This window comes from Streptomyces sp. NPDC088246 (genome assembly GCF_044741025.1).
GTDB lineage: Bacteria > Actinomycetota > Actinomycetes > Streptomycetales > Streptomycetaceae > Streptomyces.
On sequence record NZ_JBIURV010000017.1, the window covers coordinates 38,295 to 59,935 of the forward strand.

At 71.2% G+C, this 21,641-nt stretch carries 20 protein-coding genes; 8 read left to right on the forward strand and 12 right to left on the reverse strand.

The annotated features are described in order from the left end of the window. Nucleotide 1: 1 nt before the first annotated feature. The 3 genes from ACIPEK_RS23310 to ACIPEK_RS23320 are packed head-to-tail and all read right to left on the reverse strand — an operon-like array spanning nucleotide 2 to nucleotide 3,770. Nucleotides 2-1,747 (reverse strand): L-aspartate oxidase, encoded by a 1,746-nt coding sequence (locus ACIPEK_RS23310; protein ID WP_401999185.1) that lies wholly within the window; start codon nucleotides 1,745-1,747, stop codon nucleotides 2-4. Beyond that, a complete protein-coding gene (gene panC / locus ACIPEK_RS23315) occupies nucleotides 1,744-2,823 on the reverse strand; it encodes a pantoate--beta-alanine ligase (protein ID WP_401999188.1) in 1,080 nt (359 codons plus the stop codon). Before panC ends, ACIPEK_RS23310 begins: the two co-directional genes overlap by 4 nt. Beyond that, on the reverse strand, nucleotides 2,820-3,770 hold the full coding sequence (locus tag ACIPEK_RS23320; RefSeq protein WP_401999191.1) for a Rossmann-like and DUF2520 domain-containing protein: 951 nt from the start codon (nucleotides 3,768-3,770) through the stop codon (nucleotides 2,820-2,822). The genes panC and ACIPEK_RS23320 overlap by 4 nt, the downstream gene beginning before the upstream one ends. A 199-nt stretch (nucleotides 3,771-3,969) precedes the next feature. Between ACIPEK_RS23320 and ACIPEK_RS23325 the strand changes: the two genes are divergently transcribed. Beyond that, nucleotides 3,970-5,184 carry a threonine aldolase family protein gene (locus ACIPEK_RS23325; RefSeq protein ID WP_401999486.1) on the forward strand — a complete coding sequence of 405 codons (1,215 nt, stop codon included), beginning with the start codon at nucleotides 3,970-3,972 and terminating at the stop codon, nucleotides 5,182-5,184. A gap of 73 nt (nucleotides 5,185-5,257) precedes the next feature. On the opposite strand, the gene ACIPEK_RS23330 is transcribed toward ACIPEK_RS23325, so the two are convergent. Then, nucleotides 5,258-5,518 (reverse strand): hypothetical protein, encoded by a 261-nt coding sequence (locus tag ACIPEK_RS23330; protein WP_401999194.1) that lies wholly within the window; start codon nucleotides 5,516-5,518, stop codon nucleotides 5,258-5,260. A 105-nt stretch (nucleotides 5,519-5,623) separates the two neighbouring features. Between ACIPEK_RS23330 and ACIPEK_RS23335 the strand changes: the two genes are divergently transcribed. Continuing rightward, nucleotides 5,624-6,736, forward strand: a complete 1,113-nt coding sequence (locus tag ACIPEK_RS23335; RefSeq protein ID WP_401999489.1) for a DUF5937 family protein — start codon at nucleotides 5,624-5,626, stop codon at nucleotides 6,734-6,736. A 12-nt stretch (nucleotides 6,737-6,748) separates the two neighbouring features. On the opposite strand, the gene ACIPEK_RS23340 is transcribed toward ACIPEK_RS23335, so the two are convergent. Genes ACIPEK_RS23340 through ACIPEK_RS23350 form a run of 3 tightly spaced genes read right to left on the reverse strand, consistent with a single transcriptional unit; the run spans nucleotide 6,749 to nucleotide 9,285 of the window. Next, nucleotides 6,749-7,357 carry an AAA family ATPase gene (locus ACIPEK_RS23340; RefSeq protein WP_401999197.1) on the reverse strand — a complete coding sequence of 203 codons (609 nt, stop codon included), beginning with the start codon at nucleotides 7,355-7,357 and terminating at the stop codon, nucleotides 6,749-6,751. Between the two features lie 3 nt (nucleotides 7,358-7,360). After that, the gene (locus tag ACIPEK_RS23345; protein WP_401999199.1) at nucleotides 7,361-8,038 is read right to left on the reverse strand and encodes a response regulator; all 678 of its coding nucleotides are present in this window, start codon (nucleotides 8,036-8,038) and stop codon (nucleotides 7,361-7,363) included. A 44-nt stretch (nucleotides 8,039-8,082) separates the two neighbouring features. After that, complete coding sequence (locus tag ACIPEK_RS23350) at nucleotides 8,083-9,285, reverse strand: sensor histidine kinase (RefSeq protein ID WP_401999202.1); 1,203 nt, start codon at nucleotides 9,283-9,285, stop codon at nucleotides 8,083-8,085. 96 nt (nucleotides 9,286-9,381) lie between these two features. On the opposite strand from ACIPEK_RS23350, the gene ACIPEK_RS23355 reads away from it, so the two are divergent. Beyond that, a complete protein-coding gene (locus ACIPEK_RS23355; RefSeq protein WP_401999205.1) occupies nucleotides 9,382-10,380 on the forward strand; it encodes an SAM-dependent methyltransferase in 999 nt (332 codons plus the stop codon). Nucleotides 10,381-10,689: 309 nt separating this feature from the next. Beyond that, nucleotides 10,690-11,832, forward strand: a complete 1,143-nt coding sequence (locus ACIPEK_RS23360) for an NADH-quinone oxidoreductase subunit D (RefSeq protein ID WP_401999208.1) — start codon at nucleotides 10,690-10,692, stop codon at nucleotides 11,830-11,832. A 37-nt stretch (nucleotides 11,833-11,869) separates the two neighbouring features. On the opposite strand, the gene ACIPEK_RS23365 is transcribed toward ACIPEK_RS23360, so the two are convergent. The 4 genes from ACIPEK_RS23365 to ACIPEK_RS23380 form a co-directional block, all read right to left on the reverse strand. After that, complete coding sequence (locus tag ACIPEK_RS23365; protein WP_401999211.1) at nucleotides 11,870-12,880, reverse strand: hypothetical protein; 1,011 nt, start codon at nucleotides 12,878-12,880, stop codon at nucleotides 11,870-11,872. 94 nt (nucleotides 12,881-12,974) lie between these two features. After that, complete coding sequence (locus ACIPEK_RS23370) at nucleotides 12,975-13,952, reverse strand: ABC transporter substrate-binding protein (RefSeq protein WP_383067341.1); 978 nt, start codon at nucleotides 13,950-13,952, stop codon at nucleotides 12,975-12,977. A gap of 100 nt (nucleotides 13,953-14,052) precedes the next feature. After that, nucleotides 14,053-14,727 (reverse strand): ABC transporter permease, encoded by a 675-nt coding sequence (locus tag ACIPEK_RS23375; protein WP_327274498.1) that lies wholly within the window; start codon nucleotides 14,725-14,727, stop codon nucleotides 14,053-14,055. Nucleotides 14,728-14,729: 2 nt separating this feature from the next. Next, nucleotides 14,730-15,446 (reverse strand): ABC transporter permease, encoded by a 717-nt coding sequence (locus tag ACIPEK_RS23380; protein WP_401999215.1) that lies wholly within the window; start codon nucleotides 15,444-15,446, stop codon nucleotides 14,730-14,732. 128 nt (nucleotides 15,447-15,574) lie between these two features. On the opposite strand from ACIPEK_RS23380, the gene ACIPEK_RS23385 reads away from it, so the two are divergent. Next, nucleotides 15,575-16,762: an ABC transporter ATP-binding protein gene (locus ACIPEK_RS23385; protein ID WP_401999218.1), complete on the forward strand. Its 1,188-nt coding sequence runs from the start codon at nucleotides 15,575-15,577 to the stop codon at nucleotides 16,760-16,762. A 235-nt stretch (nucleotides 16,763-16,997) separates the two neighbouring features. Here ACIPEK_RS23385 and ACIPEK_RS23390 read toward each other — a convergent pair whose 3' ends face one another. Continuing rightward, a complete protein-coding gene (locus ACIPEK_RS23390) occupies nucleotides 16,998-18,119 on the reverse strand; it encodes an alpha/beta hydrolase (protein ID WP_401999221.1) in 1,122 nt (373 codons plus the stop codon). A gap of 139 nt (nucleotides 18,120-18,258) precedes the next feature. Here ACIPEK_RS23390 and ACIPEK_RS23395 point away from each other — a divergent pair, with 139 nt between their 5' ends. The 3 genes from ACIPEK_RS23395 to ACIPEK_RS23405 all read left to right on the forward strand — a co-directional run bounded on the left by ACIPEK_RS23395 (nucleotide 18,259) and on the right by ACIPEK_RS23405 (nucleotide 21,471). Beyond that, nucleotides 18,259-20,100, forward strand: a complete 1,842-nt coding sequence (locus tag ACIPEK_RS23395; RefSeq protein ID WP_401999224.1) for a phosphatidylglycerol lysyltransferase domain-containing protein — start codon at nucleotides 18,259-18,261, stop codon at nucleotides 20,098-20,100. 94 nt (nucleotides 20,101-20,194) lie between these two features. Next, nucleotides 20,195-20,992 (forward strand): dihydropteroate synthase, encoded by a 798-nt coding sequence (gene folP, locus ACIPEK_RS23400; RefSeq protein ID WP_401999492.1) that lies wholly within the window; start codon nucleotides 20,195-20,197, stop codon nucleotides 20,990-20,992. Beyond that, entirely contained in the window at nucleotides 20,989-21,471 is a 483-nt protein-coding gene (locus ACIPEK_RS23405) for a nuclear transport factor 2 family protein (protein WP_327274493.1), read from the forward strand. The genes folP and ACIPEK_RS23405 overlap by 4 nt, the downstream gene beginning before the upstream one ends. Nucleotides 21,472-21,641: the final 170 nt, after the last annotated feature.

Consider the following 21,641-nt stretch of genomic DNA (forward strand, 5'->3'; position numbering starts at 1 on the left):
GTTACGGCTCCTCGGTGACGTCGGCGGGGTGAATCAGTGGTGCTGCTGCTGCGCAGTCTGGTGCCTGCGTCGGGCGTACGGGCCCGAATGCCTCGGTCTCCGTCCGACGGAGGACCGGTTGACGCTCCGGGGTGAGCCGGACGACGAGGTGGCGGCGCCAGTTCTCGTCGTCGCGCTCGGGCCGGTCCTCGCGCCAGTGGCAGCCGCGGGTCTCCTCGCGCCGGCGGGCGGCGGCGACCAGGACACGCGAGACGAGGAGCAGGTTGGTGGCCTCCCACGCCTCGACACCGGGCACCGCGACCTTCGGCTCGGCAGCCCCGGCGGCCTCGGCAGCGCTGTTGTGCAGGGCCTCCAGCTCCTCGGAGGCGACGGCCAGGCTCTCGGCGGAGCGCAGGACTCCGGCGCCCCGGGTCATGATCCGCTGGATCGTGGCGCGTGCCTCGGGGGCGAGCAGCGGCGAGGGGGCGGGAAGGGTGCCGGCTGTCGCGGCGCCCGCGCTGGGCCGGTCCTCGATGATGTCCGCCGCGATGCGCTCGGCGAAGACGAGGCCCTCCAGGAGGGAGTTGGACGCCAGCCGGTTCGCGCCGTGCACGCCGGTGCAGGCGACCTCGCCGCAGGCGTACAGGCCGGGCACGGTCGTACGTCCCCGCAGGTCGGTGCGGATGCCGCCGGAGGCGTAGTGCGCGGCGGGGGCGACCGGGATGGGTTCGGTGATCGGGTCGATGCCGTGTGCGCGGCAGGCCGCCAGGATGGTGGGGAAGCGCTGTTCCCACATCCGGGCGCCGAAGTGGCGGGCGTCGAGATACATGTGCTCGGTGCCCTGCAGCTCCATCTGACGCGTGATGGCCTTGGCGACGATGTCGCGCGGGGCCAGTTCCGCCAGTTCGTGCTGCCCGGTCATGAAGCGCGTACCGGACGCGTCGACGAGATGGGCGCCCTCGCCCCGTACCGCCTCCGACACCAGGGGCTGCTGGCCCTCGGAGCCGGCGCCGAGGAAGAGGACCGTCGGGTGGAACTGGACGAATTCGAGGTCGGAGACCTCCGCACCGGCCCGCAGCGCCAGGGCCACACCGTCGCCCGTGGAGACCGCCGGGTTGGTGGTGGCGGAGAAGACCTGGCCCATGCCGCCGGTGGCGAGGACCACCGCGGGGGCGCGGACAGCGCCGACACCGTCGTGCTGCCCCTCGCCCATGACGTGCAGGGTGACGCCCGCGGTACGGCCTTCGGCATCCGTGAGAAGGTCCAGGACGAGGGCGTTCTCGACGGTGTGCAGGGCGGCTTCGCGGACCGCCTCGACCAGGGCGCGGGAGATCTCGGCACCCGTCGCGTCACCGCCCGCGTGGGCGATACGGCGGCGGTGGTGGCCGCCCTCGCGGGTCAGCGCGATGTCGCCGCTGTCCGTGGTGTCGAAGTGGGCGCCGGTCTCGATCAGCCGGCGTACGGCGTCGGGGCCCTCGGTGACCAGGGTCCGTACCGCGGCCTCGTCGCACAGGCCCGCGCCCGCGACCAGGGTGTCGTCCAGATGCTGTTCGGGGGTGTCGCCGTCGCCGAGGGCAGCCGCGATGCCGCCCTGCGCCCAGCGGGTGGAGCCGTCGTCGAGGCGGGCCTTGGTGACCACGACGGTGGCGAGACCCGCGGCTGCGCAGCGCAGCGCGGTGGTGAGACCGGCCACGCCGGAGCCGACCACCACGACGTCGGCGTCGATGGACCAGCCGGGGGCGGGGGCGGTCAGCCGTATTCCGGTCACGTGGTGGCTCCGAAGGTCAGCGGGATGTTGTCGATCAGGCGGGTCTTGCCGACCTTCGCGGCGATGGCGAGGATCGCGTCACCGGTGGTGCGGTCGTCGGGGATCTCGGTGAAGTCGGCCGGGTCCACCAGCGCGAGGTAGTCCAGGGCGAGCGGCGGCTGTTCGGCGGCCGCGTCGTCGAGGATCAACTGCGCGGCGGCGCGTACCGCCGCGGGTCCGTCCACGGGGCGGGCCAGCGCCACCGCCTGGGTGTCGGCGGCCGCGCGGGTCTCACCGAGCGCGGTGAGCGCGGCGGCCCTGCCGGTGGTCGCCGCGGTGGTCTGCGCGCGGGCGTGCAGCGCCTGCTGGGCGGCGAGCCTGTCCCGCGCGGCGAACAGGGCCCGGGACAGGGCGAGGGCGGTGTGCCGTTCCTCGACGTCCAGGAAGCGGTTGCGGCTGGAGAGCGCGAGGCCGTCCGGTTCGCGGACCGTCTCCACGCCGACGATCTCCACGGGGAAGTTCAGATCGCGCACCATGCGGCGGATCAGTGCCAGCTGCTGGGCGTCCTTCTGCCCGAAGAACGCAGCATCGGGGCGGGTGAGGTGCAGCATCTTGGCGACGACGGTGAGCATCCCGTCGAAGTGCCCGGGGCGGGAGACTCCTTCGAGCCGCTCGCCCATGGGGCCCGCCGAGATCCGGACCTGCGGTTCGCCGCCGGGATAGACCTCGTCGACGGACGGTGCGAAGACGGCGTCCGCCCCGGCGGCGCCGGCCACGGCGAGATCGGCGTCGAGGGTACGGGGGTAGCGCTCCAGGTCGGCGGCCTCGCCGAACTGGAGCGGGTTGACGAAGACGGTGACGACGACCTGGCCGTCCGTGCCCACGGCCGCACGTGCGGTACGGATCAGGGTGGCGTGGCCCTCGTGCAGAGCGCCCATGGTCATGACGACGGCCCGCTGCCCCTTGAGGGGGGCGAACGCGGCGAGTTCGGCGGCCGTACGGAGAAGGGTGGCCGCGGGGGCGGTGCCGGGCGTGCGGGGCGGGGCGGCGGTGCGGGACGTGCCGGACGTGCCGGGCCTGCCGGTCCTGTTTGTCATCGGGACTCCTGTGATCCGGTGCCGCCCGTGGTGCCGGCGCCGTCGGCCAGGACTCCGAGCAGGTCCTCGGCCCGCTCCGGCTTGAGCATGCCGTGGGCGAGCGCGCGGTCGGCGGTGGCGCGGGCCATCGCGACATAGCCGGCCACGGCCTGCGGAGCGTGCCTGCGCAGCTCGCCGATGTGCGCGGCGACCGTGCCCGCGTCGCCGCGGGCCACGGGGCCGGTCAGCGCGGCATCGCCGGAGCGCAGGGCATTGTCGAGCGCGGCGCCCAGGAGCGGGCCGAGCATCCGGTCGGGGGCGGCGACCCCGGCCGTACGCAACAGCTCCATCGACTGGGCGACCAGGGTGACCAGGTGGTTCGCGCCGAGGGCGAGCGCCGCATGGTAGAGCGGGCGGGACTCCTCCGCGATCCATTCGGGCTCGCCGCCCATCTCGATGACCAGCGCCTCGGCCGCGAGCCGCAGCTCCTCGGGGGCGGTCACGCCGAAGGAGCAGCCTGCCAGCCGCTGGACGTCGACCGAGGTGCCGGTGAACGTCATCGCCGGGTGCAGGGCGAGCGGCAGGGCGCCGGCCCGCAGAGCCGGGTCCAGCACCTTCGTCCCGTAACGCCCCGACGTGTGGACGATCAGCTGTCCCGGCCGCACGGCGCCGGTCTCGGCGAGGCCCTCGACCAGGCCGGGCAGGGCGTCGTCGGGAACGGTCAGCAGCACCAGCTCGGCGCGCGCGAGGACTTCGGCGGGCGGCACCAGCGGTACGTCGGGGAGCAGGGCGGCCGCTCTGCGCACGGACGCGTCGGAGACGCCCGACACGGCTACCGGTCGGTGCCCGGCGAGCTGCAGGGACGCGGCGAGAGCAGGGCCGACACGGCCCGCGCCCACGACGCCGACCGTGAGGCGGGCGGGGCGGTCCCTCGCGTCGAGGGGCTCCTTGGGGGTTGTTGCATTCACGCGGCGGTGGCCTTCCGTTCCAGTCCGCGGGGGGTACCGGACGATTTCTCTGCATGCTACGCCAGCGTTTCGTCCTGGCTCCTGGCTGTCCACAGCCTGTGGGAAAAGTCCGGGCGGGGACGCGGCCCGTGGCCCGGGTGAACCCGGAAATCGTTCGGGCCCGAGCTGCACTCTGCGTGATGATCGTCCCATGACAGACATGGCGGACAAGGACGAGCAGGCACAACAGCAGCAGGCGCGGCACGGGGCGCGGAGCGACGCTCAGAAGCCGGAGCGGTCGAAGGAGGACGCGCAGCGACTGCGCAGGACAAATGCCTGGCGCGCGGCCGAGCGGGTCCTGATCAGGCCGCCCATGAACCTCTCGCTCGGTGAACGGCTGGCCGCGCTGACGGCGGGGGCCGGGTCCGTCACCGACCTGGAGCGCCCTGCGGACATCTACGGCGACGGCGTCGTCACCGAGCTGGAGGGGCGGATAGCGGGGCTGCTGGGCATGGAGGCCGCCGCGTTCTTCCCGACGGGGACGATGGCCCAGCAGGTCGCGCTGCGGTGCTGGGCCGGGCGGACCGGCAATTCCACGGTGGCGCTGCATCCCCTGGCGCACCCCGAGATGCACGAGCGCGGCGCGCTCGAGGCGGTGAGCGGGCTGCGTACCGTCCATCCGACGTCCGAGCCCCGGCTGCCCACGGCGCAGGAGATCCGTGACTTCGCCGAGCCGTTCGGCACGATGATGCTGGAACTGCCGTTGCGCGATGCCGGTTTCGTCCTGCCGACGTGGGAGGAGCTGGAGGCCGTGGTGACGGCCGCACGGGAACGCGATGCAGTGGTGCACGTCGACGGCGCGCGGCTGTGGGAGTGCGCCCCCCATTTCGGGCGGGAGCTGCCGGAGATCGCGGCGCTCGCAGACAGTGTGTACGTGTCGTTCTACAAGACCCTCGGCGGAATCTCCGGGGCCGCGCTGGCCGGTCCCGAGTCGCTGATCGAGGAGGCCCGCACCTGGCGTCACCGGTACGGCGGGCAGCTCTTCCAGCAGTTCCCTGCGGCACTCGCCGCACTGATCGGCCTGGAGCAGGAACTGCCGCAGCTGCCGTCGTACGTGGCACAGGCGAAGGTGGTGGCCGGGGCGATGGCCGAGGGCTTCTCGGCGGCGGGCGTCGGTTGGTTCCGGGTGCATCCGGAGCCGCCGCACACGCACCAGTTCCAGGTGTGGCTGCCGTACGAGGCGGACGTCCTGGCGGAAGCGTCGGTGCGGCAGGCGGAGGAGACGGGCGTGGCGCTCTTCCGCGTCTGGCACCCTGCGGCTTCCGGGCCGCCCGGGGTGTCGTTCACCGAGGTCACGGTGGGGCGGGAAGGGCTGGAGTGGACGGCGCAGGACGTACGGGCGGCGGTGCGGGAGTTCGTGAAGCGGCTGGCCTAGCGGGGGTCGGCCGGACCGCGACGGGGGTGCCGGACACGTTTGCCCCCGGGGCCCCGCCCGGACGGTTCCGTCCTCAAACGCCGGACGGGCTGGAGTTGCCGCACCGGCTGGGGACGCCGGGCCGGGCGGTGCGCCGGCGCCGGGTGAACAGGGCCCGTAGCGCCGTCCATCGGCGGCGGCGCGCCGGGCGGCCCGCGATCACCGCGTCGAAGCGGCGCCGGTCGCGTGCCTCGCGCACCACCCTCCAGTCGTGCCGACCCGGCGATGGCGGCGGCAGTTCCCCGTGCTGAGCTGCGCGGTAACTGTCGATCATGTGCTGCTGAATGGCGTCCATGGCCTCAGCGTGAGCCTGTCCCGGCCGACCCGGCCCGTCGATTGACGACCACCGTCAAACGGCGCGTGACCTGCTCCGCGCACCCCGCACTATGGACGGGTGAGCGTGCACATCGACATCGCGGGGCTGGCGCCCGAGCGCATCGTTTTCGAGACCTCCCCCCTCGCCGAGCTGGGGCTGGCCCTGCACGCCCTCTCCGAACCGGGACACCACCCGGGCCTGCACGGCTGGGCGACGGCGACCGCCAGCGCGCTGGAGCCCGATCTCGCCGACCGGCTGCACGAGGCCGACTTCCTGTGGCGCCACACGTTCTCGGACGTCTTCATGCCGTTCGCCGGGGTCCGTGGCGGCAACGGCAGGACGGGAGCGAATCTCGCCGAGGACCTGGACATCCTCGACCGGCTCGACGACGAGCGGTTCGTCTCCGCCGCCCTGGAGTTCACCTGCCACAGCCTGTACGGGACGGGCGCGCCCTCGCCGCTCAGCGACGCCACGATGCGCGCCCGCGCCCTGGACATGGCGGCGACGCGCGGCCCCCACCAGGTGGAGTTCACCAAGCAGCTGCTGGCCGACCCCATCTCCGTACGTCGCTGGATCCGGCGCCTGTTCGAGGACTGCGACCAGGCGTTCTTCGCCGACACCTGGCGGCGGGTGCAGGTCCAGCTGGTCGCCGACGCCCGGCACAAGACGGATCTGCTGCGGCGCAAGGGGCTCGGCGAGGCGGTGGGCGCGGTGTCCCCGGCCCTGTCGCTCGACGAGGCCGGGTCCCGGATCAGCGCCGACAAGCTGACCGAGGGCCGGACCGACGCGGCCGACCCCGCCGTCGGCCCCGGGCTCACCCTCATCCCGTCCACCTTCGGCTGGCCGCACCTGAATCTGCTGCACGCGCCGGGCTGGCGTCCGGTGATCCACTACCCGGTGCACCACCCCGAGCTGCCCTCCCCCGCCTCCGTGGAGCTGCTCCAACTGCGCATGGAGGCGCTGGCCCACCCGATGCGGATGCGCCTGTGCCGCCACCTCGCCCGATCCGCGCACACGACCGGTGAACTCGCCGACACGCACGGCATCACGGCGCCCGAGGTCTCCCGGCACCTCGCGGTGCTGAAGAAGGCCGGCCTGGTCACCACGCGGCGGCGCGGCCGGTACGTGCTGCACCAGCTGGACCTGACGTTGGTGGCACGGCTCGGCAGCGACTTCCTGGAGGGCATCCTGCGCTGAGCCGTGGCCGGTTCAGTCGAAGCGGATGTGCTTGATCCCCGTCCAGGTACGCCGCACCCGGTGCCGCAGCGCGCTGTCCCTGTCCGGCAGCACGGCCAGCCCCGCCGATCCGGCGATCCGGTCGGCGACCTGCGGGATCGTCAGCCGGTCGGTACGGAGGTGCTCGGCGAACTCCGGCTCCGCGAGCCGCTCCAGGCAGTGATCCAGCTTCTGTACGGCGAAACTCTCCCGCTTCAGCCCGCGCCCGAGCCCGCGTTCGCTCAGCCGGCGCAGCACCGTGGCCCGCTCGGCGAGCAGTGCGAAGTGGTGCACCGTGTGCCCGTCGTCGCGCAGCCGCCCGATGATCTCGGCGAAGTAGCCGGGGTCGACGAGTGTCATCGGAACGATCACCTGCCCCGGATGACCCCGCAACGCCAGTTCCAGCACCTCGCGAACGCCGTCGCGCCAGGCCGTCAGATCCTGGAAGTCACCGCGCAGTCCGGGCGGCAGCATCCGGTGCAGCCCGAACCCGACGTGCTCGGGGTCGCAGACCACGCTGCCGGGCAACCGCCGATTCAGCTCATACGCCGTTTGCGTCTTGCCGCCGCCGAACGGTCCGTTGATCCAGAGCAGCGCGCCCACGGGTCAGCCCGCCCCGCCGCCGCCGGCCCGCACCAGCCCCGTCTCGTACGCGAGGACGACGACCTGCACCCGGTCGCGCAGGCTCAGCTTGGTGAGGATGCGGCCCACGTGCGTCTTCACGGTCGCCTCGGAGAGCACCAGGCGGGCCGCGATCTCGCCGTTCGACAGGCCCTGCGCGACCAGCAGCATCACTTCGCGTTCGCGTTCGGTGAGCTTTCCGATGCCCTTGTGCTGCGGTTCGCTGTTGCCGCTCGGCAGCATCGGTGAGAAGCGGTCGAGCAGTCGGCGGGTGGTGGACGGGGCGACGACGGCGTCGCCGCTGTGCACGGAGCGGATGGCGGCGAGCAGTTCGGCGGGCGGCACGTCCTTGAGCATGAAGCCGCTGGCCCCGGCCTTCAGCCCGGAGAAGGCGTACTCGTCGAGGTCGAACGTGGTCAGGATGAGCACCTTGGGCGCATTCGGCTGCGCACAGATGCGACGGGTGGCCTCGACGCCGTCCAGCCTCGGCATCCGGACATCCATCAGCACCACATCGACGGCGGTGGAGCGCAGGATCTCGATCGCCTCCGCTCCGTCGCCGGCCTCGGCCACGACCTCCATGTCCGGCTGGGCGGCGAGCACCATCCGGAAGCCGGTGCGCAGCAGCACCTGGTCGTCGACGAGCATCACGCGGATGGCCATGAGGTGTCCTGTCTCCTGTCTGTCCTGCAAAAAAATCCGAAACCCTAGTGGGCCGGCTTGAGCGGCAGCAGTGCGCTGATCCGGAACCCGCCGCCGGGCCGCGGCCCGGCGTCCAGGGTGCCGCCGACCATGCCGACCCGCTCGCGCATACCGATCATTCCGTGGCCCGCGCCGTCGGCGCCGCCGTCCTCGTACAGCTCGTGCGCCGCGCCCCGCCCGTCGTCCTCGACCAGCAGCCCGAGCCCGTCGTCGAAGTAGACCAGCCGGACACTGGCCCCGGCGTCCGGGCCGCCGTGCTTGCGGGTGTTGGTCAGGGCCTCCTGCACGATGCGGTACGCGGTCAGCTCGACCCCACTGGGCAGCGGGCGCGGCGTGCCCTCGATCTTGAAGTCGACGGTCAGTCCGGTCTGTCTGACCTGCTCGATCAGGACCTCGATCTGGTCCACATCGGGCTGCGGGACGTACTCCCCGCTCTCCTGGCTGTCGCCGGTCCGCAGCACCCCGAGCAGCCGCCGCATCTCGGCGAGGGCCTGCCTGCCGGTGCTGGAGATGGTCTCCAGGGCCTGCCGGGCCTGGTCGGGAGCCGCGTCCATGACGTACGCGGCACCGTCGGCCTGCACCACCATCACCGAGACGTTGTGCGCGACGACATCGTGGAGTTCGCGTGCGATACGGGCCCGCTCGGCGGCCACCGCGACCTTCGACTGCGCCTCACGCTCCCGCTCCAGCCGGGCTGCGCGCTCCTCCAGTTGGCTGAAGTAGGCGCGCCGGGTCCGCATCGAGTCGCCGAGCACCCAGGCGAGCACGAACGGCACGGTCATCACGATGACGATGAAGACCTGCTGGGGCCAGCTGGTCTGCGGTACGTCCTGCGGCCAGCGCAGCTGGGAGACACCGGCCGCGCACAGGGCGCAGACCAGCGCGAGCCGGGATGCCCAGCGCTCCCCGAGGGTGGCCACGGTGAAGACGATCACCAGCATCGCGAAGTTCGCGACGCCCGGTTTGACCCCGAACACCAGCTGCGCGACGCCCATCACGATGGTGAGCAGCAGCATCTTCTCCGGAGCGCGTCGGCGCAACGCGACGACGGTGCAGAGGCCGACGATGATCAGCAGGGCGACGAGCCGCTCACCGGTGCTGCCAGCACGTACCACCATGGACAGGCCGGAGAGCCCGAGGAGGCAGACAGCCCAGAAGCTGTCGACGCCCGTCGGGTGTCTGCGGATGAAGTCGTAGAGGCGCTGCACGAAACCCAGCGTAGGGACAGGCGGGAGGTGCATGGGTCAGCCGAAGGGCCGATCCAGCTGCTGGGACCGTACTCCCCAAGGTGGAGACTTGGAAACGTGACGGGTGAGTGGCGTGGGTGGCAGGAGGCGGCAGAGACCGCTTTGTACGGAGACGGGGGGTTCTATCGGAGCCCCGAAGGACCGGCGGGCCACTTCCGTACCTCCGTCCACGCTTCCGCGCTGTTCGCCTCCGCCGTCGCCCGGCTGCTGGTCAGGACGGCGCGGGAGCTGGGCACGGACTCGGTCGACCTGGTGGACCTGGGGGCGGGGCGGGGCGAACTGCTGACGGGGGTGCTGGCGGCGCTGCCGGCCATGGGCGCCGACGGTCTCGCCGTACGGACGTACGCCGTGGAGATCGCCGCCCGCCCGGCCGGTCTGGACCCCAGGATCGAGTGGTGCACCGAACCGCCGCAGGGGACGCACGGTCTGCTGTTCGCCAACGAGTGGCTGGACAACGTCCCGACCGACGTCGCCGAGACCGACGCGGACGGTGTCGACCGGTATGTCCTCGTCCGGACGGCGGACGGTACGGAACGGCTGGGCGAGCCGGTGACCGGGGCGGACGCCGAGTGGCTGCGCCGCTGGTGGCCGTCGGCCGGACCGGGCAGCCGCGCGGAGATCGGCCGACCGCGCGACGAGGCCTGGGCACGAGCGGTGTCCACGCTGTCCGGGGGGCTCGCGGTGGCGGTGGACTACGCCCACGCAAGGCAGGCACGGCCTCCCTTCGGCACGCTGACCGGCTTCCGGTCCGGCCGCGAGGTGCGGCCGGTGCCGGACGGCAGCTGCGACCTCACCTCGCACGTGGCGCTGGACGCGTGCGCGGCGGCGGTGGACGCCGGGGCCGGCGCACCGCCCGAGGTGCTGACGCAACGCGAGGCGCTGCACCACCTCGGCATCAACGGCGAGCGCCCACCACTGACCCTGGCGTCGACCGACCCGGCCGGATACGTACGGGCCCTCGCCTCGGCGGGCGAGGCAGCGGAACTGACGGCCCGGGGCGGCCTGGGCGACTTCGGCTGGCTGCTGCACCGAAAAATCAGCCCCGCCAGGGTTTGAGGCGCGGAGCGAAATCGCGGAGCGAAATCCAGCCCCTCCGGCGTTTGGAGGGGTGGGGCCCGGGGTGGAGCCCTGGTCAGAACCAGCCCCGCCGGCGTTGAGGCGCGGGGCCCGGGACGGAGCCCTGGTCAGAACCAGCCCCGCCGGCGTTTGAAGCGCGGGGCCCGAGACGGAGCCCTGGTCAGAACCAGCCCCGCCGGCGTTTGAAGCGCGGGGCCCGGGACGGAGCCCTGGTCAGAACCAGCCCCGCCGGCGTTTGAAGCGCGGGGCCCGGGACGGAGCCTCGGACACTCAGGGAATACTGGCCGTATGACGGAGACGACAGTCGGCATCGGCGGCGCAGCGGAGAGCACCGACATGGTGCTCAACATCGGCCCCCAGCACCCCTCCACCCACGGCGTGCTCCGTCTGCGCATCGTCCTCGACGGCGAACGCATCCAGCACGCCGAACCGGTCATCGGTTACATGCACCGCGGCGCGGAGAAGCTGTTCGAGGCCCGTGACTACCGGCAGATCGTGATGCTCGCCAACCGCCACGACTGGCTGTCGGCGTTCTCCAACGAGCTGGGCGTCGTGATGGCCGTCGAGCGCATGCTCGGCATGGAGGTCCCGGAGCGCGCGGTCTGGACGCGCACCCTGCTCGCCGAACTGAACCGGGTCCTGAACCATCTGATGTTCCTCGGTTCGTACCCGCTCGAGCTTGGCGGGATCACCCCGGTGTTCTACGCCTTCCGCGAGCGCGAGGAGCTCCAGGCCGTGATGGAAGAGGTCTCCGGCGGCCGGATGCACTACATGTTCAACCGGGTCGGCGGCCTCAAGGAGGACCTCCCGGCGGGCTGGCTCGGCCGCGCCCGGGACGCCGTCGCCTCGGTCCGGTCCCGGATGGACGTGTACGACGACCTGGTGCTCGGCAACGAGATCTTCCGGGGCCGCACCCGCGGTGTCGGCGTGCTGTCCGCCGACACCGTGCACGCTTACGGGGTGTCCGGGCCGATCGCCCGCGCCTCGGGGGTCGACTTCGATCTGCGCCGCGACGAGCCGTATCTCGCCTACGGGGAGCTCCAGGACACCCTCAAGGTCGTCACCCGCACCGAGGGGGACTGCCTGGCCCGCTTCGAGTGCCTGCTGGAACAGACGCACAATGCCCTGGATCTGGCGGACGCCTGCCTGGACCGGATGGCCGGCCTCGCCCCCGGCCCGATCAACCAGCGGCTGCCAAAGGTGCTGAAGGCCCCCGAGGGCCACACCTACGCCTGGACCGAGAACCCGCTCGGCATCAACGGCTACTACCTGGTGTCCAGGGGTGAGAAGACCCCGTACCGGCTGAAGCTCCGATCCGCCTCGTACAACAACATCCAGGCGCTCACCGAGCTCCTGCCGGGCACGCTGGTCGCCGACATGGTGGCGATCCTGGGCTCACTCTTCTTCGTCGTCGGCGACATCGACAAGTAGGCCGGCACCCAGCCCGACCCGCGCAGCGCCTGCGCGCCTACGAGATCGCGCTGCGCAGTTCCACCACGTCCAGCTGCTCGGTCTCGTCGTGCGCGGTCAGGTCGATGACCTTGCCGACGGCCCGGTTCTCGGCCGTGCCCGTGCGGTGCGCGGCCAGCGCCTCCTCGCCCACCACGTCCGCGAGGTCCTCGTTCTGCACCGACTCGATCGCGGCGCGCGCCTTCTGCGTACCGAAGAAGTCGAAGCTTCCCTGCGGCACCAGATGACGACGGGACGCCGCGTACGGAGCGACGGCGCTGGCGGCCGGCACGGTGCGCGCCGCGGGCAGCGCGGCGGACGGCAGGGTCGCGGGAAGGGCGGTCGGCGGGCGGAGGTGCTGTGCTCCGGACGCGTCCGCGGCCGCCGCGTGCTTCCCCTGCCGCTCCTGCGCCTCCCGGGCCCGCTCCGCGAGATCCCGCTTCCTGGCCTGCTCGGCGGTACGGCGCGCCTCCTGGAGCGCCCCGTTGCGCGAGAGGTCCTCCAGCGCCCGGGCGGCACGCAGATAGGCGGCCGGTGTCGGTGTACTGCGTGCGGCGGGCAGCTCCCGGGGAGCGGCGGCTTCGAGCGCGAGTTGTCTGCGGCCCTCCAGCGCGCTGGCCCGCTCGGTCTCGGCGTTGGCGTACCGCCGCAGCAGCGCGGCGTGCTCCCCGCGCAGACCGGCGAGCTCCACCCGCTTGCGGCGCAGCTTCGTCTCCAGCCGTACGCGCAGCTCCCGCGACTCCTCCAGGTCGGCCTCGAGCTCGGCCACGCGCTCCTCGGCCCGCCATTCGTCGCCGGCGCGGGCACGCGTCAACTCCGCGACACGACGGCCCGCTTCGCGGTCCCAGCTGCGCATCAGATACGCACCGGTCACGGCAGCGGCCGCCGCGGCGGCCACCAGACCGCGCAGGACCAGGGGCTCGGCGAGCAGCCAGGCGCCCGCGGCACAGAGGATCGAGACTCCGACGACGGCCGAAGACGGAAGGATTCTGTGCAGAGGTGGCGAATGGCGATGACGTCCACGTGGCATGGCCTGAAATTTACAGTGCGTACGGGGCGCTTGGGGGGCCGCCCGCCAATCTGTTCCCGGCCGGTTACCTGACGGACCCCGATCCCCCCAATCCCTACTTCTTGATGAGGCCCTTCGACTGCAGATAGTTCTTGGCCGCATCGGCGGGCTTTGCGCGCTCGGCGTCGACCTTGCGGTTCAGTTCCGCCAGATCCTCGGTCGTGAGGGCCTTGGTGAGCTTGCCGAGTGCGTCGGCAATGTCCTGGGAACCCGCGTCCTTGGCATTGACGACCGGCAGAACGTTGTCCGCGTTCTGGAGCTTCTTGTCGTCCTCCAGGAACACCAGGCCGTAGCTGTCCAGCACCGCGTCCGTGGTGGTGGTGAGGACCAACTGGTCCTTGCCGTCCTTCACGGCCTGCTTGGACTGCGGCGTACCGACTCCCTTGGGGTCGATACCGGTGACATCGATGCCGTACGTCTGCTTCAGACCCGGTGCGCAGAACGGCCGCACCTCGCACTCGTCGCCCGCCGCGATCTTCACTTCGGCCTTCGACCTGCCGAGATCCGAAAGGGTCTTGAGCTTGTTCTCGGCGGCGAATTCCTTGGTCACCGCGAAGGCGTTCTGGTCGACGGCCTCGCCGGCCGGGAGCACCTTCAGTCCGCGCGGGGTGGCGAGCTTCTCCAGCGCCGCGACCGTGGCGGCAGCGTCACCGGAGGCGACCGGCTTCTTCTCGGCCTCCTTCGCTCCGTTCACCTTGGCATTGAGGAATTCGGCGATCGTCGCGGCATATTCGGGGACGACATCGATCTCGCCCTTCTCCAGGGACGGTTCGTACAGTTCCCGGTTGGCCACCGTGGTGACCGAGGTGCTGTATCCGGCGTCGCCCAGGATCTGTGCGTACAGCTCCGCGAGCACCTTGGACTCGGTGAAGGAGGCCGCGCCGACGACGAGCGAGCCCTTCTTGCCGGAGCCGCCGGAGGATGCCGGGCCCCCCTTGTCCTTCTCCAGGCTGTCGCCACCGCAGGCGGCGAGCGAGCCGGCCAGCGCGACCATGCCGATGACCGCGCCCGCTATTCGCGAGGTCTTGCTCATGAGTTGTTCTCCGTCCACAGCAACAGGGTCTGTTTGAGATGGGATCCGGGGATCGAGGGGGTGCGATGAAGTGGGCCCGACGGGCGGTCGTGCCGCGCCGTCATGCCGTCCTGCGGCGGCGCAGCGGTGACAGCATCCGGTCCAGGCCCACCAGCACCGCCTCCACCAGCAGGGCGAGCACGGCGACCAGCAGCGCCCCCGCGACCACCTGCGGCGTGTTGTACGTGTTGAACCCGGCAGTGATGATCCGGCCGAGTCCGCCCTGGCCGACCATCGCGGCGATCGTCGCCGTGGCGACCACCTGGACCGCGGCCGAGCGCAGCCCGGTCATGATCATCGGGTAGGCCAGCGGGAGTTCGACCCGTACGAAGAGCTGGCCCCCGGACATTCCCATGCCCCTCGCCGCCTCGGTCACCGACCGGTCGACCTCCGTCATTCCGACATAGGCGTTGGTGAGCAGCGGCGGCACGGCGAACAGCACCAGCGCGGTGATCGTCGGCACATATCCGGCGTTGCGCAGCGGCGAGACCATGAAGAGGGCCAGCACCGCGAAGACCGGGATCGCCCGCCCCACATTGGAGATGTTGACGGCCAGCGCGCCCCCCTTCCCGATGTGTCCGAGACAGAGCGCGATCGGCAGGGCTATGGCGCAGGCCAGGGCGAGCGCGACGCCGCTGACGTACAGATGCTCACCGAGCCGGTGGGCCGCCCCGTTCTCCCCCGACCAGTTGGCGCCGGTGGTGAGCCAGGTCCAGGCCTCGCCGAGAACTCCCATGGTCAGACCACCTTTGCCGTGGCGCCCGCGACCGCACCCGCGCCTGCGGCGCGTATTCGGGTCCAGGGGGTCAACAGCCGCTGGAGGCCCAGCAGCAGCAGATCGGCGACGACCGCGAGCAGTACGCACAGGACCGAGGCGGTGAGCACCTGGGCCTTGAAGAAGCTGGGCAGAGCGTCCCCTATGAGGTTGCCGAGGCCGCCTCTGCCGATGATCGATCCGACCGTGGTCAGCGCGATCGTCGAGACCGTCGCGATCCGCACCCCGGCCATCAACGCGGGCATGGCGAGGGGAAGTTCGACCTCCCACAGCAGCCGGACCGGCCCGTACCCCATTCCCTTGGCGGCTTCCTTCGCCTCCTGCGGAACCGCTTCGAGGCCCGCCAGGATGTTCCGTACGAGGATGGTCAGCGAATACAGCACCAGGCCGGTGACGACCAGCGCCGCGGAAAGTCCGAACAGCGGCAGCAGCAGCGAGAACATGGCGAGCGAAGGCACGGTGTAGAGCACCGTCGTCAGCCCGAGGACCGGTCCGGCGAAGCGGCGGCTGCGGCGGGCGAGGAGCGCCAGCGGAAAGGCCACCAGGAGTCCGATCAGCACCGAGACCGCGGTGATCCAGATGTGCTGGACCGTCGCATCGGTCAACTCCTGGCTGCGGGAACGGAGATACTCCCCACAGATCCAGTCGTTCGTCACCATGCAGTTCTGTGCGGCAGCCATCCGTCCCCCCTCCGATTACCGCCTCGTACCGACGTTCTAGTGACCCTATCCTCGACCACTGACAATCGCCGAGGCCGTTGTATTCCAGCAACATGTCCTTCACAGAACACGCGCGACAATGGGGAACCATGATCCGTTTCGAGCATGTCACCAAGCGGTACGCGGACGGCACCACCGCCGTCGACGACCTTTCCTTCGAGGTCGCCGAGGGTGAGCTGGTCACGCTCGTCGGACCGTCGGGCTGCGGCAAGACGACCACCATGAAGATGGTGAACCGGTTGATCGAACCGACCGAGGGCCGGATATTCCTCGACGGGGACGACATATCCGCCATCGACCCCGTCCGACTGCGCCGCCGTATCGGCTATGTGATCCAGCAGGTGGGGCTCTTCCCGCACCGTACGGTCCTGGAAAACACCGCGACCGTTCCCCATCTCCTCGGCTGGAAACGGGGAAAGGGCCGTGAGCGCGCGGCGGAACTCCTCGACCTTGTCGGACTTGACCCTTCCGTTTATGGCGACCGCTATCCGGAACAGCTCTCCGGCGGTCAACGTCAACGCGTGGGCGTGGCAAGGGCACTGGCCGCGGATCCGCCGGTGCTTCTGATGGACGAACCTTTCGGCGCGGTCGACCCGGTCGTACGGGAACGGCTGCAGAACGAATTCCTGAAACTCCAGGCACAGGTCCGCAAAACCGTGCTGTTCGTCACGCACGACATCGAGGAAGCGGTCCGGCTCGGTGACCGGATCGCCGTCTATGGACAGGGCTCCATCGAGCAGTTCGACTCCCCGGCGACCGTGCTCGGCGCCCCCGCCACCCCCTATGTCGCGGACTTCGTCGGCGCCGACCGCGGCCTCAAGCGGCTCTCCGTGACCCCCGTCGAGGAGGGCGACCTCGACCAGCCGCCGGTCGTCCACCTCGACGACTCCCTGGCGAGGGCGACCGAGCGGCTGCGGGCCGAAGGAGCGCGCTGGGCCGTCGTACTGGACGGCGAGGACAATCTGCACGGCTGGATCCCGGCCGACGGCTTCACCACCGGGACCAAGGACACAGTGCGCGTCCACGCCCGCAGGATGGAGGCGTGGCTGCCCGTCGGCGCCCCGCTCAAGCAGGCGTTCGCCACCATGCTCCAGCACGACGCGGGCTGGATCGCCGTCATCGACAAGGAGAGCAACGGCCGCTTCCTCGGCGTACTCACCCCGGCCCGGCTCCATGAGGCGCTGCGCCGCTCGATCGACGCGGACGCCCAGGACGTCCCGCGCGCCGAGGTGGCCGTCGAGACGGTGGAGAGCGTCACCAAGACCGCCGCACGGTGAGCCGGTGAACGGAAGCCGGGAAGCGGGCCCTGCACCGGGTCCGGCTCAGACCGACCGGCACATGAGGGGTGGGAGAAGGAGCGGGGCTGGGTGCGTGCAGCTGCAAGGCGGAGGGGGAAGCAACGCGGAGCGTTGTTGACCGACGACAACGCCGCAGGGGGTCCCCCTGGCCCTTAAGGCCCTGGGGGAGTGCGTACCCAGCCCCGCGACGCCGCCCCCCATGTGCCGGTCGGTCTCAGTTCTCGCTCAGTCGGCTGCTCATCCAGTCCAGCGCCGAAGGGATCTCGCGCCGCCAGGTGTTGAAGTTGTGCCCGCCGCTGTCGAGCACGATCGACGAGACCTGGGCGGGCGGCTTCACCTTGGCGATGAACTGCCGCGTGGTGCGGTAGTTCCCCTCGCCGTGCTTGGAGGTCGTGACGAGGAAGGACGAGTCGGGCTGCGGCAGATTGTCCAGGCTCCACATCAGATCGGAGCGGTCGCGCGCCCCCTGGTCGCCGTGGAAGAGGTCGCCGGTCGTCGGGTCCTCGGCCGCCTTGTAGTACGCGGAGAGCCCGGCGCTCGCGGCGAACCGGTCCGGATGGTGGAGCCCGATCTTCAGCGCACAGTAGCCGCCGGTCGAATTGCCCATGATGCCCCAGTTACGGGCCAGCTTGCCGACCCGGTACGTATCCGAGACCGCCCGCGGCAGATCCTCGGCGAAGAACGTCTCGGTCTTCGGTCCGCCCTTTATGTCCACACACTCGGTGTCCCGCGGCGGCGCCACCGTCGGCCGCAGCATCACCAGGATCATCGGCTGCGAACGGCCGGCCTTCACCCGCTCCTGCGCCGTCCGCGGGTACCGAAGGCCCTTCAGAAGGTTCTCCGAGACACCCGGGTAGCCGGTGAGGACGACGACCGCGGGGAACTTCCGGCGGGCGAAAGCCGCCTGGAAGTACTCCGGCGGGAGGTACACATACGCCGAACTCTCGATCTTCGACTTCCGCCCTGATATCACGACCTTGTCGATCCGGCCGCCCATCGTGGGCCGCGAGCCGCCCGGCACGTCCGGCCGCTGCATCCCGACCCGCACGATGTTTTTCGATGCCAGTGTTCCGGCCGCCTGGTCCGTGACCACGCCCAGATCCTGCTTCTGGCCGAACAGATCGGCCCAGGAGCCGTAGAAGAGGAACGAGTTGTTGGCCACCAGACCGACGGAGACGAAGACCGCCACCTGAGTCGCCAGCAGCAGGCCGACCCTGCCGAACACCGCGGACACGCTTCGCCGGGCCAACCGCGGCCAGAGCCAGACCGTGGCGGCGAAGAACACCACGGCCAGCACGATGGCCATGGCCAGAAATGTCTTGCTGGTAAGACCCATGGGGGGTGAGCTTTCTTATCGGGAAATTTCCGGTCGGCGGGTGAACCTTCGCCCCGGAAGCCTCGTCCTACAGATCGCACATCGTCCGGAAGGCCTCGGCCGAAGGACTCAAGAATCTCTCGCGGAACCACGGGAAGCGATGTCTGTCACGCTAGATGGGGATAAATCAGGATCGGTTCCGAGTCCTGTACGCAAGTTCGTACGCGGCCCGCGTCCCGAATCCGTACCGACGCTGGTCGGTACCGCCTGCGCCGTCGTCGGCCTGATCGATGTCGCCGCGGGCGTCTTCCCGCGCTTCCGGCACAGCCGGATGCACACTCTCGCCGAGGTGCTCCCCGGCGCCCTCGGACCGTTCGCCGCCGCCCTCTCCCTGAGTGCGGGCGTCCTGCTGCTGCTTCTCGCGCACGGGCTCAAGCGGCGCAAGCGGCGGGCCTGGCGCGCGGCCGTCGCACTCCTGCCCGCCGGTGCGCTGGCGCAGTTCGTCTACCGGCACTCGGTCATCGGCACGCTCGTCTCGCTGGCGCTCTGCCTGCTGCTGCTTCGCCATCGCGGTGAATTCGCCGCGCTCCCCGACCCCAGGAGCCGCTGGCGGGCCCTGGCCAATTTCGTGCTCCTCGGCGCGGGTTCGCTGGGTCTGGGCCTGATCATCGTCAGCGTCCACCCCGGCCGGGTCGTGGGGAACCCCAGCATCGCCGACCGGCTCCAGCACGTGCTGTACGGACTGTTCGGCTTCGAGGGCCCCGTCGAGTACGCCGGAGTCACCTCCTGGACCGTGGCGTTCTCGCTCGGCGCCCTCGGTCTGCTGACCGCCGTCACCACGATCTACCTCGCCTTCCGGCCCGAGCACCCGGCCGCCCGCCTCACCGAGGACGACGAGGCCCGGCTGCGCGCCCTGCTGGAGAAGCACGGTGGCCGCGACTCGCTCGGCCACTTCGCGCTCCGCCGCGACAAGGGCGTCGTCTTCTCGCCCAGTGGCAAGGCCGCCGTCTGCTACCGCGTCGTGTCCGGGGTGATGCTGGCGAGCGGCGACCCGATAGGCGACGTAGAGGCCTGGCCCGGTGCCATCGAGCGCTTCATGGACGAGGCCAAGGCCCATTCCTGGACCCCCGCCGTGATGGGCTGCAGCGAGACCGGCGGCGAGGTCTGGACCCGCGAGACCGGACTCGACGCACTGGAACTCGGCGACGAGGCGGTGGTGGATGTCGCGGATTTCTCGCTCGCCGGGCGCGCGATGCGCAACGTACGCCAGATGGTGAAGCGCATTGAACGTCTTGGCTACGAGACGCGGGTCCGGCGCATCCGCGACATCGGCGAGGCCGAGCTGGCCCGCATCCGGCGGGCAGCCGCCGACTGGCGCGGCACCGACAACGAGCGCGGCTTCTCCATGGCGCTCGGCCGCATAGGCGACCCGGCCGACGGGGACTGCATCATCGCCACCGCCCACAAGGCCGACGAACACACCGCCGACTCCCCGTACGGCGACCTGAAGGCCGTACTCCACTTCGTCCCGTGGGGCAGGGACGGCATGTCCCTCGATCTGATGCGCCGCGACCGCTCCGCCGACCCGGGCATGAACGAGCTGCTGATCGTCGCCGCCCTGCAGGCCGCCCCCCAGCTCTCCGTCGAGCGCGTCTCGCTGAACTTCGCGATGTTCCGCTCGGCACTCGCCCGCGGCGAGAAGCTGGGCGCGGGACCGGTGCTGCGGACCTGGCGCGGACTGCTGATCTTTCTGTCGCGCTGGTTCCAGATCGAGTCGCTGTACAAGTTCAACGCCAAGTTCCGGCCCCGCTGGGAGCCCCGCTTCGTCGTCTACCGCGCCGCTCGTGACCTGCCGCGCATCTCCCTCGCGGCCATGCAGGCCGAGGGCTTCGTGAACCTCGCGCTGCCCCGCCCCCTCGCCCGCCGGTTCCCGCGCCGCCGGCCCCGCCCCTGCGCCCACACCCCGGCGTCGGGCCAGGAGCACCACGCCCGCGCGGCGTAACGGCATGCCGTACGGGGCCTACGCTGGTCGCATGAGTACCTTGCGTGGACGAGGCACGGTCCTGGGCCTGCCGGAGTGGGACCGCTGTGCGGTCATGGGTGTCGTCAATGTGACCCCGGACTCCTTCTCCGACGGCGGCCGCTGGTTCGACACCACGGCCGCGATCAAACACGGCCTCGGCCTGGTCGCCGAGGGCGCCGACCTGATCGATGTGGGCGGCGAGTCCACCCGCCCCGGCGCCAGCCGGGTGGACGCGTCGGAGGAATTGCGACGCGTGGTCCCGGTGGTCAAGGGCCTGGCGTCCGAAGGGGTCACGGTCTCCGTGGACACCATGCGGGCCCGTGTCGCCGAGGAGTCGGTCGCGGCCGGAGCCGCCCTGGTCAACGATGTGAGCGGCGGCCTCGCCGACCCGGACATGGTCGGGGTCGTCGCCGCGGCCGGCACGCCGTTCGTCGTGATGCACTGGCGCGGCTTCAGCGAGTCCATGAACAGCCGGGCGGTGTACGAGGACGTCGTCGCCGAGGTCGTCGCGGAGCTGCGGGAGCGGATGGACGCCGTGATCGCGGGCGGTGTCGCCCGGGAACGGATCGTGATCGACCCCGGTCTCGGCTTCGCCAAGGACGCCGGCCACGACCTCTCCCTGGTCGCCCACCTCGACGAGCTGCGCGCCCTGGGCCGCCCGCTGCTGGTCGCCGCCTCCCGCAAGCGCTTCCTCGGCCATGTGCTGGCCGGCGAGGGTGCCGTACCGCCGCCCGCCCGCGAACGCGACGCCGCCACTGCGGCAATCTCCGCGCTCTCCGCCCGCTCTGGTGCCTGGGCCGTCCGTGTCCACGAGGTACGGGCCACGGCCGACGCGGTACGGGTCGCCCGCGCCGTCGAGGGAGCCGCGTGAGCGGGCCCCGCGACGAGCACGCGGAGGCGGCCGCCGACATCGCGGCCGTCGAGCAGGCCAACACCGCCTTCTACGAGGCGATGGAGCGCGGCGACTTCGACGAGCTCTCCGGGCTCTGGCTGCCGGGCGAGGACCTCACCGTCTCCTGCGTCCACCCCGGCTGGCCGGTCCTCACCGGCCGCGGCGAGGTGTTGCGCAGTTACGCCCTGATCATGGCGAACACCGAGTACATCCAGTTCTTCCTGACCGATGTCGGGGTCGCGATGACGGGCGACACGGCCCTGGTGACCTGCACGGAGAACATCCTCAGCGGCGGCCCCGCGGAGGACGGCAACGCGCTCGGACCGCTGGTCGGCCAACTCGTCGTGGCCACCAATGTGTTCCGGCGCACACCGGACGGATGGAAGCTCTGGTCCCACCACGGCTCGCCCGTCCTCACCGAATCCGGAGAGGACGAGGACGAGGACACATCCTCCTGACCGAGGCATCCGCCCGACAGGGGTTGGAATCCGGAACCGCGGGTAGAAGCGGCTACCAGCCCCGCAAGGTCCTGTCCATAGCCCCGCGGGCGGGCACTGTCGGTGCTCGCAGGTAGATTCGAAAGAGGGCACCCAGCCGTCCGCACGCGGCACCGTGTCTCTACGCCCCA